The sequence below is a fragment of the Streptococcus nakanonensis genome, from assembly GCF_059738785.1.
Genome location: NZ_AP027139.1, coordinates 247,501 through 261,322, shown reverse-complemented (window position 1 = coordinate 261,322; position 13,822 = coordinate 247,501). Strand labels below are relative to the sequence as shown.

The following is a 13,822-nucleotide window of genomic DNA, read 5'->3' as shown; positions in this document are numbered from 1 at the left end:
GAAATTTACCCTATTTGCTATCGTTTTGTCACTAATCCCTTATACAGATTTATAAATTTTAATCGATTCCCATTCAAAAACATAAAACAAGTCATTCTAGGTATCTGTATCTGTATCCCTATCCACCTCCACTTACTTCATCACAAAATAAAGAAAAGACCCTACCAGAATCAAAAGCATCTGGCAAGGCCTTTTTCTGAAACCAGTCACTATGCTTATACTCAATGAAAATCAAAGAGCAAACTAGGAAGCTAGCCGCAGGCTGCTCAAAGCACTGCTTTGAGGTCGTAGATGAAACTGACGAAGTCAGTAACATACCTACGGCAAGGCGACGCTGACGTGGTTTGAAGAGATTTTCGAAGAGTATTAACTAAAAAGCATGACTAGGAATATCATTGAATGTGGCTAGCTAAATCTTCCTGAGCTTTTTTATTTGACTCAGCTTTTTCTTTTAGCCATTTATCATAGAGTTCCTGGTACTGTTTCGCAGTTACCGGCTCTTTTTGCAGTTCAACATATTTGTAGTTGTCAGCATCTCCCTTATGACCAACGAAAGAGAAAGCTCCTGTAAACGGTACAGTCTTACGGAAGATTGGGTTGGCTCCGCCACTTTGAACTGGTAGGAAGAGGGCACTGTCAGTCAACCAAGCTTGGACTTCAGCAAATTTTTCATAACGAGCCTGAGTATTTTCAACTTCGCTATCTGCTTCATCTAGTAACTTCTTGTAAGCAGAAAGTCCAATTTTTTCTTTTACCTCATTATCTTTTCCAGCAGTGAACCCAATATTGTTAAGCTGTGAACCTGACTCTGGATCCAAGAGATCAAGATAAGTTTTCGGATCTGAGTAATCTCCGCTCCAACCTGAAATATCAATGTCATAGTCCTTTTGTTCAGCTGTATCTGCAAAGAATGTAGCTTGATCCTTCTCGTCTGGAGAAAGTTGAATCACGTCAATCACAACGTTGTCCGCCCCAAGGGTTTCTTCCACTGTCTGCTTAAAGGAACTTGCTTGTTGCACATCTAACTTGGCCGTCTGGTCAACCGGCATATCCAAATGAATTGGGAAGGTCACGCCTTCTGCTTGCAAGGTTTCTTTAGCTTTAGCAAATGCTGCCTTGGCTTTTTCAGGATTCAAAAAGGCAGGTTGCGCATCATTCAAATTGATATTCGACCACTCTGTACCATAGTTAATCATCTTTTCATTGACAACATCTCCAAAGTTTTTACCACCGATTTGGACAAAATCACTTGGGATAAGCGTGTTACGCAAGATACGGTCTGCTCCATCTTCACCATTTGTCTGTGCTGCATAAGCATGACGGTCAAAGGCAAAGTTGACAGCCTGACGGAAATCCTTATTTTGCATGGCCGCAAGCGAGTCTGTCTTTTCCTTATCAGACTGTTTCATGGTCTGCTTGTAGCTTTGACGATTAACGTTAAAAAGATAATAGAAGGTAATTGAGTTTTGTGGTGTGTAGGTGATTTTGTCCTCATTCCCTTTTTTCAACTGATTAAACACTGAACTTGTCGGGAAGATACGACCGTCCGAGTAGTTCCCTTCCAAGAATCCTCTCGCCAAACTATCTTGGTCAGAACCGTCAAAGAAAGAGAGCTTCACTTTCTCAATTTTTACATTGTCCTTGTCCCAATAATTAGGGTTTTTATCAAATTCAATCAAAGATTTTGATGAGAAAGATTTAAACAAGTAAGGACCATTTGATAAGATACTGGATGGTGTTACACTTCCAAAGTCATCTCCCTTAGATTTCAAAAAAGCTTCATTTACAGGACTCAAAATGCCCCCAGTAGTCTTAGAATTCCAGTAAGATTCCGGCTTATTCAAAGTATATTGAAGAGTATAGTCATCCACTGCCTTAACTCCAACAGTCTCAAAGTCAGATGTTTCCCCCTCAACGTAGTCTGCGAGGCCCTTGATAGAGTCTTGAACCAAGTACAAGTTTTCAGCCTTTTTATCAGCTGCATACTTGAGACCTGTCACAAAGTCATGAGCCGTTACATCCGCATACTCTTCGCCCTCTGAAGTGTACCATTTCGCCCCCTGACGGATTTTATAAGTATAGGTCAAACCATCTTTTGACACCGTCCATGACTCGGCCATAGATGGAATGAGATTACCATACTGATCATTTTCCAACAAACCATCAATCAGGTTAGTCGTGATACTAGAAGTGGAACCACGTGTTGACGTAATGTAGTCCAAGGTATCAGGATTACTAGTAAATACATAAGAGTAGGTTTTCTCAGCATTACTTGATTGGGAAGACCCACATGCCGCTAGAGCTAGACCTGCTGTCAAAGCTACAGCTCCAAAAAGCATAACTTTTGATTTCTTCATGATTATTCTCCATTTTTTACAGTATGTGAAATATTATACACCATTTGAGCAAAAATATAAAGCCTTTTTGAACTTTTTTACAAAAATAAAAATCAGTAGACTCGAGTTCCTACTGATTTTTGTTATGGTTCGTTTGGATTATGCAGCCAAAACTTTGCGTCCTTTACGACGACGAGCTGCCAATACGCGACGACCGTTTTTAGTTGACATACGGTTACGGAATCCGTGTTTGCGCGCACGACGAAGTTTACTTGGTTGATAAGTACGTTTCACGATGAATACCTCCTCATAGATTTTGTATTCGTTTAGCCGGCTATAAAGTGATCAGTTACTAAACATACTTTACTATTCTATCTGATTCTTTCACTTTTGTCAATAGCTCAAGGCAAATGTTTACTGCTTTTTCAAATGTAAGCCCTATCTACGATACTGTTTCAAGAAACGAGTCATTTTTTCTTGGATTTGGGCAAGTTCATCAACACGAGGAAGGTAAACGATACGGAAGTGGTCTGGTTCCTTCCAGTTAAAACCACGACCATGAACCAAGAGAACCTTTTCCTGCTTCAAGAAATCAAGAACAAACTGCTCATCATCATCGATACGGTACATATTGCGGTCGATTTTAGGGAAGATATAGAGTCCAGCCTTGGGTTTAACAGCAGAGAGACCTGGAATCTCTTTAATGGCATTATAAATGAAATTTCTTTGCTCGTAAATTCGTCCACCAGGAAGGAGCAATTCATCGACTGACTGGTGCCCACCTAGTGATGTTTGTACGACTTGCTGGGCCAAAACGTTAGAGCAAAGACGCATATTGGACAGCATATTGAGCCCTTCTATATAGCCTTTAACATGTGTCTTAGGACCAGATAAGACCATCCAACCCACACGGAAACCAGCGATACGATGGGATTTTGACAGACCATTCATGCTGACACAGAAGACATCTGGTGCCAAGCTCGCCACAGGCGTATGCACATGCCCATCCATTACCATACGGTCGTAAATTTCATCCGCAAAGATAATCAAATCGTTTTGACGGGCAATCTCAATAATCTCCAACAAGAGTTCCTTAGGATAAAGGGCTCCAGTTGGGTTGTTTGGATTGATAAGGACGATTGCCTTGGTATTGGAAGTGATTTTTGACTTGATATCGTCAATATCTGGGTACCATTCTGCAGCTTCATCACAGATATAGTGAACGGCATTTCCCCCAGCTAGGCTGACAGCCGCTGTCCATAGAGGATAGTCTGGCATTGGCACCAAGACCTCATCCCCATTGTCCAAAAGCCCCTGCATGGACATGACAATCAACTCACTGACACCATTTCCAAGGTAAATATCATCAATATCTACGTTTGGGAATTTCTTCAGTTGACAATACTGCATAATGGCCTTACGGGCTGAAAAAATCCCTTTTGAGTCAGAATACCCTTCACTATCCCGCGCATTCATAATCAAGTCATGAATGACCTCGTCTGGCGCTGTAAAGCCAAATTCTGCTGGATTTCCTGTATTCAGACGTAAAATCTTTTCTCCGTTTGCTCGCATCCGCATAGCTTCTTCCAAAACAGGACCACGGATATCATAAGCAACATGCTCTAACTTACTAGACTTGTTATATTCTTTCATCTTGTTTCCTCAATTCATCGAGATAGTAACATTATACCACTAGAAAGAGAATGCGACAAGTTTGCTGAAATGTATTACTAGGTGCGGATAAAAGAAAAACCTCACTAAAAGCGAGGTCAAGACAAGTGAGATAGCAGGTATTTTGCGAAAGACATATCACATACCAAAAGATAAACCTAGAAAAAGCAAGCCTAGAAAGGAGTCATAAAGAAGATTAAACATGAGGAAAAGCCCCCATATCATCAAGTAACCCCAACGCCCACTTCTTTTAGCGACTAGGAATAATACCAAATGGTAGAGTAAATGAAAGACTAAAAAGCCAATAAACCCTGGATAGAGAAGCGGAATCAACTTCTCTAATTGCCAGATCATGATCACTTCTACCAAGACTGAAACTAGGATAATTCCATAATAAAGGAAATTTGATTTTTGAAAAGAGCTTTTCATCATTATCCCTCCCTTCACTTCTTTCCTGCTATCCTTTCTTTTATTTTATCATATATTTATATAGATTTTAATCGCTAACATTCTTTTAAAAAATACTTTTTTTGCTTTACTTCTATAGTGAAAAGGTTTACAATGATAGTAAGAAAATTTCAGGAGGTTTCATTATGGCACAACGTTACCAAAATATCATGGTCGCAATCGATGGTTCTAAAGAAGCGGACTTGGCTTTTATCAAGGGAGTTCATTCTGCTCTACGAAACGACGCTAAACTCACCATCGCCCATGTCATTGACACACGCGCTCTCCAAAGCGTATCCACCTTTGATGCTGAAGTTTACGAACAACTCCAAGTTGACGCTGAAAGTCTGATGAAAGAGTACGAAAAACGTGCTAAAGATGCTGGTGTGGCAGATGTTCATATCGTCATTGAAATGGGAAATCCAAAGACCCTACTAGCACGTACTATTCCAGATGCTGAGGAAGTGGACCTCATCCTAGTTGGCGCAACTGGTCTCAACGCCTTTGAACGCCTCTTGGTCGGCTCTTCATCTGAATACATTCTCCGCCATGCTAAGGTCGATTTGCTGGTTGTGAGAGAACAAGAAAAAACCTTATAATTACAAAGAAAAGGAGCTCAGCGCTCCTTTTTGTTTACTATTTATACTCTTCGAAAATCTCTTCAAACCACGTCAACTTCCATCTGCAACCTCAAAAACATGTTTTGAGCTGACTTCGTCAGTCTTATCTACAACCTCAAAGCAGTGTTTTGAGCAGCCTGCGGCTAGTTTCCTAGTTTGCTCTTTGATTTTCATTGAGTATTATTTCTCTCTTTATGGCGTTCGTAAGCCTTGAGCTGGCGCTGCAGTTCCTTTTTAATAACAGGTTCTGGAGCATATTTTTCTTCCCAATCATCTGGTTTTAAGATTTTATGGGTCACTGGATCAAAATGAGCCTTGCCATCTGGGAAGATTTTCCCCATATTGGCCTGGTGGACAATATCAAAAATACGTTCTGGATCCACCCCCATCAAGACAAAACTACCATAGGTGAAGTAAAGCGTGTCAATCAAGGCATCCACCTGCCCCACCAAATCTTGCTGGGCAGGTGTCTTCTTGGTTACCTTATCTGCCGCCTTATCAAGAGCCTGATGAAGTTTCGATAGAGCTTGACCAAAGTCCTCTTCAGAAGGGCTGGCAGCTCGAACAAACTCCACCAATTCTTCTATTTTAAAGCCAGCCCTGTGGGTTGCACCTTCTAAATCCCAAGCTCGTGGTTCTTCTTGGGTCCGTTCATCCATCATGTGGTGGAAGGTCTTGACCTTATTGAAATGATAGTCACGGCTGACAAAGACTTTTTCTGAAGACAAAACACCAAAATGTTCCAAGGCCTTGTGGATCCCATCTTGTTGATTGCTAGTGGTAATGTGCTTGGCAACTTCCTTAACACTGCTACTACCATTTCCCATAGCAACCGACATCCCAACACCTGCCAGCATTTCAAGATCGTTATCCGAGTCACCAAAGGCCATGACTTGGTTAAGATCAAAACCATATTCTTTCCCAACTCGCCGAATGCCTTCTAATTTAGAATTTCCCTGATTGATGACATCCGCAGCAAATGGATTGCTACGTGTCAATTTCAAGTCTTCAAAATCAGCTGCCGCCTTCTCAGATTCTTCTGGCGTCATCAGCATTAAAACTTGGTAGATAGGCTGATTCATCAGATGAAGCAGGTCTTCTTCCTTTTGGGGAACAACCTTGCTGACCATACGATTAAAGGAATGACTCACCGTCCGAGTTAAAACAGAGGGAACGAAGCGACTGATTCGTTGGGAAAAAGAACCCAGACCAAAGGACATGATTTTAGAACCCAGCATGGCATCCTTGGTCCCTAGGGCAATCTCCTTGCCCTCTTTTTTAGCATAGCTAATTAGATGGCGCAAATGCAACTTGGAAATAGGGCTCGTAAACAAGACTCTGTCTTTATTAAAGATATACTGGCCATTATAGGTTACCGCAAAGTCCAGGTCCAAATCGTCCATCAATTCCTTAACAAAAAAAGGTCCTCGTCCTGTCGCTACACCGACAAGCACCCCTTGTTCTTTGACGATTTTAATCGCGTCCTTAGTGGATTTCAAAACACTCTTGCGATCGTTGACCAAGGTTCCATCGATATCAAAAAAAACAGCTTTGACTTCCATCCTATCCCAATCTCCCCTTTTGTGATACAATGATTATACCACATTTCAGAAAAAGTGAGTAAATCATGCCTAAGAAAATCCTTGTTTTACATACAGGTGGGACTATTTCCATGCAGGCCGATGCTTCTGGCGCTGTTGTGACCAGTTCAGATAATCCCATGAACCATGTGTCCAATCCTCTTGAAGGAATCCAAGTCCACGCATTGGACTTTTTTAACCTGCCAAGCCCCCATATCAAACCCAAGCATATGCTGGCCCTCTACCAGAAAATTAAAGAGGAAGCAGATAACTACGATGGGGTGGTGATCACACACGGAACCGATACTTTAGAGGAAACAGCCTATTTTCTTGATACCATGGAAGTCCCCCATATGCCCATCGTTCTAACAGGAGCCATGCGTAGTTCCAATGAACTCGGCAGTGACGGTGTTTATAACTATCTGAGTGCTTTACGAGTGGCTAGCGATGACAAGGCTGCTGACAAAGGAGTTTTGGTTGTTATGAACGATGAAATCCATGCTGCCAAGTATGTTACCAAAACACATACGACCAACGTCAGCACCTTCCAGACTCCAACACACGGTCCACTTGGTCTGATCATGAAACAGGAAATCCTCTACTTTAAAACAGCTGAACCTCGTGTTCGCTTTGACCTTGATCACATACAAGGATTAGTCCCTATCATCTCTGCTTATGCTGGTATGACAGATGAGCTGATTGATATGCTGGATTTGGAACAATTGGACGGTTTGATTATCCAAGCCTTCGGAGCTGGTAATATTCCCAAAGAAACGGCTCAAAAATTAGAAAGCCTTCTGCAAAAAGGAATCCCAGTCGCCCTGGTTTCCCGATGCTTTAACGGTATCGCAGAACCTGTCTATGCCTACCAAGGTGGGGGCGTGCAGTTGCAAAAATCTGGTGTCTTCTTTGTTAAAGAACTCAACGCCCAAAAAGCCCGCTTGAAACTCCTCATTGCCCTCAATGCCGGACTAACAGGACAGGCTTTGAAAGACTACATGGAAGGCTAATACTCTTCGAAAATCTCTTCAAACCACGTCAACGTCGCCTTGCCGTATGTATGGTTACTGACTTCGTCAATTCTATCTGCAACCTCAAAAACATGTTTTGAGCTGACTTCGTCAGTTCTATCTACAACCTCAAAACAGTGTGTTGAGCTGACTTCGTCAGTTCTATCTGCAACCTCAAAGCAGTGTGTTGCGCAGCCTTTAACCAGCCGCCTAGTCCGCTCTGTGGTATTCATTAAGTCAGCATCTCTTGTTTAAGAGCACAAAATCAGGAAATCTTCTCGATTCCCTGATTTTTTCTATTTACGTTTTCGTGTTGAGCGACGTTCTGTCAAACCATGAGGTAAGAGAACTTCACGTTCTTCCAACTCTTCCTTATGCATAATCTTAGTCAACATACGCATACTAATGGCACCAAGGTCATAAAGAGGTTGGGCAATCGTTGTCAAGTTTGGACGGGTAAAGCGTGCAATTTGCGAATCATCACTAGTAATGATCTCAAATTCTTCTGGTACTGACACACCCTTATCAGCAAGACCGTTCAAGACACCTGCCGCCAACTCATCACCTGTCACAACTGCTGCAGTTGCATTTGATGAAATCAAACGCTCTGCCAAGGCGTAACCATCATCATAGCTATATTTAGATTCAAATACCAAACCTTCACTATAAGCGATTCCTGCTTTTTTCAAGGCTTCCTTGTAGCCAACTAAACGAACCTTACCATTGATGTCATCCACTAGCGGACCGCTAACGAAAGCAATGCGCTCATTTTCTTTAGCAAGGTAACTCACTGCATCAATCGTTGCTTGCTTGTAGTCAATATTGACACTTGGCAACTGGTGCTCAACATCGACAGTTCCTGCGAGAACAATCGGAGTACGTGAACGCGAAAATTCTGAGCGAATTTTATCTGTCAAGTGATAACCCATAAAGATAATGCCATCTACCTGCTTTGAAAAGAGGGTATTGACAACAGAAACTTCTTTCTCGTTATCTTCATCGCTATTAGCTAGGACAATATTGTACTTGTACATTTCTGCAATATCATCAATCCCCTTAGCCAAACTCGAAAAATAACCATTGGTAATATTTGGAATCACGACACCGACAGTGGTTGTCTTTTTACTTGCAAGACCACGCGCAACTGCATTTGGACGATAATCCAATCGATCAATTACCTCTAGCACCTTTTTACGGGTATTCTCTTTTACATTTTTATTGCCATTGACCACACGACTGACCGTCGCCATGGAAACACCTGCTTCACGAGCGACATCATAAATGGTTACTGTATCATCTGCATTCATTCCTTTTCCTGCCCTTTCTATCCCACACATTCTTTTACAAGTAGAGGCACCGATTGAAGCTCTACATCTACTTACAAAAGTGAAGATGTGAAAATTTCGTTTTCATGTTTCTACTTATTCCATTCTATCACTAATTGTAAACACTTTCAAGTGTTTTTTGAAGATTGATTGAAAAAATTTCATGGAAAGCCTAGGTTTAGCTCCTTGCTACCACCTTTGACGAAACAAAAAGGAGGAAACTAAGCCTCCTCAAGTTACAAATTATTTCATTGAATCCCATCAATTTTAGCACATAATGGTTTTCGAGTTATGATAGTATCACAACCAACCAGATTCTTTCGCGATATTAGCTGCCTCTGTCCGATTACCTGCATCTAGCTTGGAAAGAATATTGGTGACATAGTTTCGGACTGTTCCGTTGGATAGATAAAGTTTGTCTGCAATTTCTTGGTTAGAGAAGCCCTGAGCAATTCCCTTTAAAACTGCGATTTCTTGTTCTGTTAATGGATTGGGATGCGTCATCACCACTTCCATCAATTCAGGCGAATACTCCTTGCCTCCTTCGAGGACAGTATGCAAGGTTTGCATGAGGTCTGCAATGCTTCTTTCTTTCAAGACATAAGCATCTACTCCAGCCTTGACTGCACGTTCAAAATACCCTGGGCGCTTGAAAGTCGTCACTACAACCACCTTTGTTTCTAGCTTTTCTACCCGAATCCATTCCAAGACTTCGAGGCCAGTCTTAACAGGCATCTCTACATCAAGAATGGCAATATCTACGGACTCTTTTTCTAAGAGTTGGATTGCTTCTTGCCCATTCTTGGCTTGTAAGACAGACTCTACATCTGCTTGAAAGGCAAGCAACTGGCACATAGCATCTCGCAACATACTTTGATCTTCTGCGACTAATACTTTCATCTACTTTCTCTCCTTATAAGGTAGTCGAACTTGCACTTCTGTCGGTTGTTTCTGACTAATTACCCTTACTTCTCCCGAAAATGGAAGAACACGATCTCGAACTGTATGGAGGTCATCCCCCTTTATAGAAGTAAAGCCACAGCCATCATCTCTCACTGTTAGAATGAGTTCCTTCTCTGTCCGTTCTAATTTCAAGTAGACTTTAGACGCTTTAGCATGTTTGATGATATTGGTCACTAATTCAAGCAAAATCATGGAAGCCGTTGACTCCAATTCCTGAGTTAAGCTAGCTGTATCTAGTTGATTAGCTATTTCCACCTCAATTCCAGCAATTTCTAACATCTTTTTCACAGTCTCTAGTTCGGATGCCAAAGTTCTAGACTTAAGATTTTCCACAATGGTTCAAACTTCACGCATTGATTCTTTACTAATCTGCTGTATTTCTCTTAATTCCTTTTCCACCTGTGGATAAGCCTGCATTTGAAATAACTGCAAGGCTAGATCAGTTTTAACACTCAGCATAGCAAAGGTATGTCCCAGACTATCATGCAAATCCTGACCGATACGATTGCGCTCATTTTCTGCTAGCAATAGATTTATCTGGATATTTTGCTTGACCTGAGCTTCTTTCAAATCCTCGACAAGTCGAATCCGAACCGAGCCCAAAGTCATCAAATCAACAAAAGCAAGAATTACAAGCAGATAGACTAGAAACTCAACTTCGATTCTCTGAAAAATCAACAGTTGCCCCACAACAAGGACTTGAGCAAGGAGAAATGTCCATACATGTAAAGACTTTAAACTACGTACGCCAAAATGATAAATTAAGAGATTGGAAAGGAAAAAGAAAAACCAGATATAATTCACAGCAACAAAGGCGGTATTCCCAGCTACATAGACCAGCATGATCCCCCAGAAAAGCCATGATATGCGCTGGTTCTTAGTTATTAAAACACCCAAATACGCCACTACAAATAGAATATCAACCAATAAATGCCAGGCAGGAAGCTCCCCAATCACTACAGGTAGGATGGAAAAAAGCATAAAAATCAAACTGGCCCAAAACATATAGTGTATGCTTTTCAGTCTTTCAAGCATTAAGCATTCTCCTTATGACCTTGAAGGTAAATAGTCAAACCAAATAAAACTGCTGAAAAAACAAGTAAATAAACTGTGGCTGATAAATTGATGCCACCCTCATTTAAGAAGGTCTTGAGCAACTCCATCAACTGATAAGTTGGGAGACACTTACCGACTGCTTGCATCCAGTCTGGAAATAAAGAGATAGGCATCCAAAGTCCGCCTAAAACAGCCAATCCTAGATAAAGAAGATTACCCACAACAGACATCAGCTGACTAGTTGGTAAGAGAGTCAAAGTTAAGCCAAGTGCTACAAAAGCAATACTTCCCATAATCAGCAAAATCGCAGCACCAATCCAGCTTCCTAAAGGCATATCCACACCTCTGACCAAGTGCCCAACTGAGAAAACAACCAGGATTGAGACCAGATAATCAACCATCATACTTGTTATCTTTGATAGATAATATTCTACCATATTTACCGGAGTATGGCGCAATGTTTTCTGCCAGTTGTTGATTTTATCTGTATGTAAAACAGCTGGGAATGAGAAGATAGCTGTCGACATCATGGAAAAGGCAGTCATAGAGATAAGGTAATCACGCATAAAATTCGCGGGTCCACCTGGTGTATCCTGGTACATGCCAGAAAAGAATAGATAGAATGCTGTCGGCATCCCTACTGATAATAAATAATAGACTGATTGCCGTTTGGTCAATAGAAATTCTATCTTATTTAATGCTAGCCACTGTTTCATCTTAGTCATCTCCCTTCTGCGTTTCTTCAAAGATTGTATCCAACAAACTACGATTATTAACTTCAATTTCTTGTATGCTACATCCTGCTTGAACTAACAGTTCCCAGAAAGCATTTGCATCTCGTGTGACTACTTGCAAAGCATCTTGTTTTTGTGACCAGTTTTCAACTAAATTTGACTGCTCTACGACTTCCTTGTAAGCTAGAGGAAGGATAAAGTGCTTTTCTGTCTCTTCACTACGCATAGCTAGAGGCGTCGTGTCTCGAATCAACTCTCCCTTATTTAAAACCAAAATCCGATCAGCTGTATGCTCTACTTCTTCGATATAATGGGACGAATAGAGAATGGTGACTCCCTGCGCTTTTAGGTCCTGAACAATTTCCCAAAAACGTTGACGAGTTGAGGTATCCATAGTAGCAGTTGGCTCATCTAAAAAGACAAGCTTTGGTCGCCCAATTAAGGTCAAGACAAAAGAGAAAAGACGCTTTTGTCCACCTGATAATTTTTCTGCGAATTGCTCTTTTTGTTGCTTATCAAACTGTAATAGTTGATCGACTTCCTGATTACTCAAATGATTTGGATAGATACGTTGAAAGAAAGCAATCAACTCTTTTACCTTTAGTTTTTGAACGATTGCATTCTCTTGAGGGAGGTAGGATCTTGTATAGTCTAACTTAGAACTCGTCACTGGCAAGCCTTGGATAGATACTTGTCCACTGGTGACCAGTTTATCTCCAAGCAAACAGTCCAAGAGTGTGGTCTTCCCAGCACCATTGGGCCCAATCAAGGCGACGCATTCACCTTCAGCTACCTCAAAGGAAATATCCTTCAAAATAGCCTTGCTCTTGATGTTTTTATTTAGGCTTTCTACCTTAATCATGTTCATGATATTCTCCTTTCAGCCACTCCTTTCCCATAGGAAAGGCGATTAAAATCATAAATCCTAGTCCCCAGGCACCACGGATGAATTGGTGAAGGAAGGCTTGATCAAACCAACCTGTAAACATTTCTACCAACCATACCACTAGTGATAGGCCGATAAAGAAATAGATGCTCCCTCTCTTCATTCCTCAAGCTCCTTTTTCACATCTGAGACTAATTTCAAACCTTCTCTAACAAGCCAAGACATCATTCCAAAGCCAGCAAATAACTCCCAAGGAAAATGATAGAAATCTTCATCCAATCCTGAGAACATGAGATAGGTCATAACTCCTGCTGCTACTAAACTCATTGCGACAATTACTTTATGTTTCATTTTTTCTTCCTCCCTTTCATACTTCAATTATAGTCTTTTGAAGTTAGCGGAGCTAGATACTTCTGTCACTCGTAAATATGACAAATGTCATAAAAAATTCTGTTCAAAACAAGCAAGATACACTATACAATAAAACACAATTAGAAAAATCTAAGGCAACTTCCTCAAAAGAGATATCAAACCCAATTCACACCATAATGTAAACTAATACTTATTTAAAATTAAAAAGAGTAGAAATTTTTATCAGAGCAACACATATATTATACGTTAAACAAAACCCTTCTATTGCTTTCTTAAAAATTTATAAGAGTTATAAAATCTGTTAAATTTCAATGTGGATACCTAAACTACGGTATTTATTGAAAAGAGTAGAGATAAAAAGTATACGCTGCCAAAATTAATTGCTGAAAATCAAAAAAGAGAGAACCAAACTAATTCTCTCTTAATGTATATAATATCTAGTTATAAAAATATACACTCACATATCTCTGTAATATATCGGGAAGACAGGATTCGAACCTGCGACACCTTGGTCCCAAACCAAGTACTCTACCAAGCTGAGCTACTTCCCGAGTTAAATAGAAAAATGCACCCTAGAGGAGTCGAACCTCTAACCGCCTGATTCGTAGTCAGGTACTCTATCCAGTTGAGCTAAGGGTGCTCATTAGTTTATGCCGAGGACCGGAATCGAACCGGTACGATCGTTACCAATCGCAGGATTTTAAGTCCTGTGCGTCTGCCAGTTCCGCCACCCCGGCCTCTCTAAGCGAACGACGGGATTCGAACCCGCGACCCCCACCTTGGCAAGGTGGTGTTCTACCACTGAACTACGTTCGCACTGTT

The 13,822-nt window shown here is 41.0% G+C and carries 15 protein-coding genes, 4 tRNA genes and 1 pseudogene; 2 read left to right on the top strand and 18 right to left on the bottom strand.

Features of this window, described 5'->3' with window-relative positions:
• Positions 1–392: 392 nt before the first annotated feature.
• The 4 genes from AC6I9F_RS01445 to AC6I9F_RS01430 form a co-directional block, all read right to left on the bottom strand.
• The gene (locus AC6I9F_RS01445; protein WP_498022309.1) at positions 393–2,357 is read right to left on the bottom strand and encodes a peptide ABC transporter substrate-binding protein; all 1,965 of its coding nucleotides are present in this window, start codon (positions 2,355–2,357) and stop codon (positions 393–395) included.
• Positions 2,358–2,495: 138 nt separating this feature from the next.
• Positions 2,496–2,630, bottom strand: a complete 135-nt coding sequence (gene rpmH / locus AC6I9F_RS01440; protein ID WP_000831905.1) for a 50S ribosomal protein L34 — start codon at positions 2,628–2,630, stop codon at positions 2,496–2,498.
• A 144-nt stretch (positions 2,631–2,774) separates the two neighbouring features.
• Positions 2,775–3,989, bottom strand: a complete 1,215-nt coding sequence (locus tag AC6I9F_RS01435; protein ID WP_164226913.1) for a pyridoxal phosphate-dependent aminotransferase — start codon at positions 3,987–3,989, stop codon at positions 2,775–2,777.
• Positions 3,990–4,145: 156 nt separating this feature from the next.
• Positions 4,146–4,439 (bottom strand): hypothetical protein, encoded by a 294-nt coding sequence (locus AC6I9F_RS01430; protein ID WP_278266268.1) that lies wholly within the window; start codon positions 4,437–4,439, stop codon positions 4,146–4,148.
• 161 nt (positions 4,440–4,600) lie between these two features.
• Here AC6I9F_RS01430 and AC6I9F_RS01425 point away from each other — a divergent pair, with 161 nt between their 5' ends.
• Positions 4,601–5,053: a universal stress protein gene (locus tag AC6I9F_RS01425; protein ID WP_031223038.1), complete on the top strand. Its 453-nt coding sequence runs from the start codon at positions 4,601–4,603 to the stop codon at positions 5,051–5,053.
• Between the two features lie 72 nt (positions 5,054–5,125).
• Here AC6I9F_RS01425 and AC6I9F_RS01420 read toward each other — a convergent pair whose 3' ends face one another.
• Both AC6I9F_RS01420 and AC6I9F_RS01415 read right to left on the bottom strand, forming a co-directional pair.
• Positions 5,126–5,248, bottom strand: a complete 123-nt coding sequence (locus AC6I9F_RS01420; protein ID WP_031222600.1) for a hypothetical protein — start codon at positions 5,246–5,248, stop codon at positions 5,126–5,128.
• On the bottom strand, positions 5,245–6,636 hold the full coding sequence (locus AC6I9F_RS01415) for a Cof-type HAD-IIB family hydrolase (protein ID WP_498022306.1): 1,392 nt from the start codon (positions 6,634–6,636) through the stop codon (positions 5,245–5,247). Before AC6I9F_RS01415 ends, AC6I9F_RS01420 begins: the two co-directional genes overlap by 4 nt.
• 65 nt (positions 6,637–6,701) lie before the next feature.
• Between AC6I9F_RS01415 and AC6I9F_RS01410 the strand changes: the two genes are divergently transcribed.
• Positions 6,702–7,664, top strand: coding sequence for an asparaginase (locus tag AC6I9F_RS01410; protein WP_498022304.1), 963 nt, complete (start codon positions 6,702–6,704; stop codon positions 7,662–7,664).
• Here the strand turns inward: AC6I9F_RS01410 and AC6I9F_RS01405 are convergent.
• The 12 genes and pseudogenes from AC6I9F_RS01405 to AC6I9F_RS01350 form a co-directional block, all read right to left on the bottom strand.
• Positions 7,661–7,897 carry a hypothetical protein gene (locus tag AC6I9F_RS01405; RefSeq protein ID WP_498022302.1) on the bottom strand — a complete coding sequence of 79 codons (237 nt, stop codon included), beginning with the start codon at positions 7,895–7,897 and terminating at the stop codon, positions 7,661–7,663. The genes AC6I9F_RS01410 and AC6I9F_RS01405 overlap by 4 nt on opposite strands.
• A 63-nt stretch (positions 7,898–7,960) precedes the next feature.
• Entirely contained in the window at positions 7,961–8,971 is a 1,011-nt protein-coding gene (gene ccpA / locus AC6I9F_RS01400) for a catabolite control protein A (RefSeq protein ID WP_050253459.1), read from the bottom strand.
• A 318-nt stretch (positions 8,972–9,289) separates the two neighbouring features.
• Positions 9,290–9,889, bottom strand: a complete 600-nt coding sequence (locus AC6I9F_RS01395; RefSeq protein ID WP_175880651.1) for a response regulator transcription factor — start codon at positions 9,887–9,889, stop codon at positions 9,290–9,292.
• Positions 9,890–10,987, bottom strand: a pseudogene (locus AC6I9F_RS01390) (sensor histidine kinase).
• A complete protein-coding gene (locus AC6I9F_RS01385; RefSeq protein ID WP_498022299.1) occupies positions 10,987–11,724 on the bottom strand; it encodes an ABC transporter permease in 738 nt (245 codons plus the stop codon). The pseudogene AC6I9F_RS01390 and the gene AC6I9F_RS01385 overlap by 1 nt, the downstream one beginning before the upstream one ends.
• Position 11,725: 1 nt before the next feature.
• Complete coding sequence (locus tag AC6I9F_RS01380; protein ID WP_049512647.1) at positions 11,726–12,610, bottom strand: ABC transporter ATP-binding protein; 885 nt, start codon at positions 12,608–12,610, stop codon at positions 11,726–11,728.
• Positions 12,597–12,791, bottom strand: a complete 195-nt coding sequence (locus tag AC6I9F_RS01375) for a hypothetical protein (RefSeq protein WP_049512645.1) — start codon at positions 12,789–12,791, stop codon at positions 12,597–12,599. Before AC6I9F_RS01375 ends, AC6I9F_RS01380 begins: the two co-directional genes overlap by 14 nt.
• The gene (locus AC6I9F_RS01370) at positions 12,788–12,979 is read right to left on the bottom strand and encodes a hypothetical protein (RefSeq protein ID WP_049512643.1); all 192 of its coding nucleotides are present in this window, start codon (positions 12,977–12,979) and stop codon (positions 12,788–12,790) included. Before AC6I9F_RS01370 ends, AC6I9F_RS01375 begins: the two co-directional genes overlap by 4 nt.
• Positions 12,980–13,477: 498 nt before the next feature.
• Positions 13,478–13,551: transfer RNA gene (locus AC6I9F_RS01365), tRNA-Pro, on the bottom strand.
• A gap of 15 nt (positions 13,552–13,566) precedes the next feature.
• A tRNA-Arg gene (locus AC6I9F_RS01360) sits at positions 13,567–13,640 on the bottom strand.
• A gap of 11 nt (positions 13,641–13,651) precedes the next feature.
• Positions 13,652–13,737 (bottom strand) — tRNA-Leu (locus tag AC6I9F_RS01355).
• Positions 13,738–13,744: 7 nt separating this feature from the next.
• A tRNA-Gly gene (locus tag AC6I9F_RS01350) sits at positions 13,745–13,816 on the bottom strand.
• Positions 13,817–13,822 lie beyond the last annotated feature (6 nt).

Bases quoted from the DNA above. Each gene is read 5' to 3' on its own strand.
- AC6I9F_RS01445 (WP_498022309.1), bottom strand. From the start codon at position 2,357: ATGAAGAAATCAAAAGTTATGCTTTTTGGAGCTGTAGCTTTGACAGCA.
- AC6I9F_RS01435 (WP_164226913.1), bottom strand. From the start codon at position 3,989: ATGAAAGAATATAACAAGTCTAGTAAGTTAGAGCATGTTGCTTATGAT.
- AC6I9F_RS01430 (WP_278266268.1), bottom strand. From the start codon at position 4,439: ATGATGAAAAGCTCTTTTCAAAAATCAAATTTCCTTTATTATGGAATT.
- AC6I9F_RS01425 (WP_031223038.1), top strand. From the start codon at position 4,601: ATGGCACAACGTTACCAAAATATCATGGTCGCAATCGATGGTTCTAAA.
- AC6I9F_RS01420 (WP_031222600.1), bottom strand. From the start codon at position 5,248: ATGAAAATCAAAGAGCAAACTAGGAAACTAGCCGCAGGCTGCTCAAAA.
- AC6I9F_RS01415 (WP_498022306.1), bottom strand. From the start codon at position 6,636: ATGGAAGTCAAAGCTGTTTTTTTTGATATCGATGGAACCTTGGTCAAC.
- AC6I9F_RS01410 (WP_498022304.1), top strand. From the start codon at position 6,702: ATGCCTAAGAAAATCCTTGTTTTACATACAGGTGGGACTATTTCCATG.
- AC6I9F_RS01405 (WP_498022302.1), bottom strand. From the start codon at position 7,897: ATGAATACCACAGAGCGGACTAGGCGGCTGGTTAAAGGCTGCGCAACA.
- ccpA (WP_050253459.1), bottom strand. From the start codon at position 8,971: ATGAATGCAGATGATACAGTAACCATTTATGATGTCGCTCGTGAAGCA.
- AC6I9F_RS01395 (WP_175880651.1), bottom strand. From the start codon at position 9,889: ATGAAAGTATTAGTCGCAGAAGATCAAAGTATGTTGCGAGATGCTATG.
- AC6I9F_RS01385 (WP_498022299.1), bottom strand. From the start codon at position 11,724: ATGAAACAGTGGCTAGCATTAAATAAGATAGAATTTCTATTGACCAAA.
- AC6I9F_RS01380 (WP_049512647.1), bottom strand. From the start codon at position 12,610: ATGAACATGATTAAGGTAGAAAGCCTAAATAAAAACATCAAGAGCAAG.
- AC6I9F_RS01375 (WP_049512645.1), bottom strand. From the start codon at position 12,791: ATGAAGAGAGGGAGCATCTATTTCTTTATCGGCCTATCACTAGTGGTA.
- AC6I9F_RS01370 (WP_049512643.1), bottom strand. From the start codon at position 12,979: ATGAAACATAAAGTAATTGTCGCAATGAGTTTAGTAGCAGCAGGAGTT.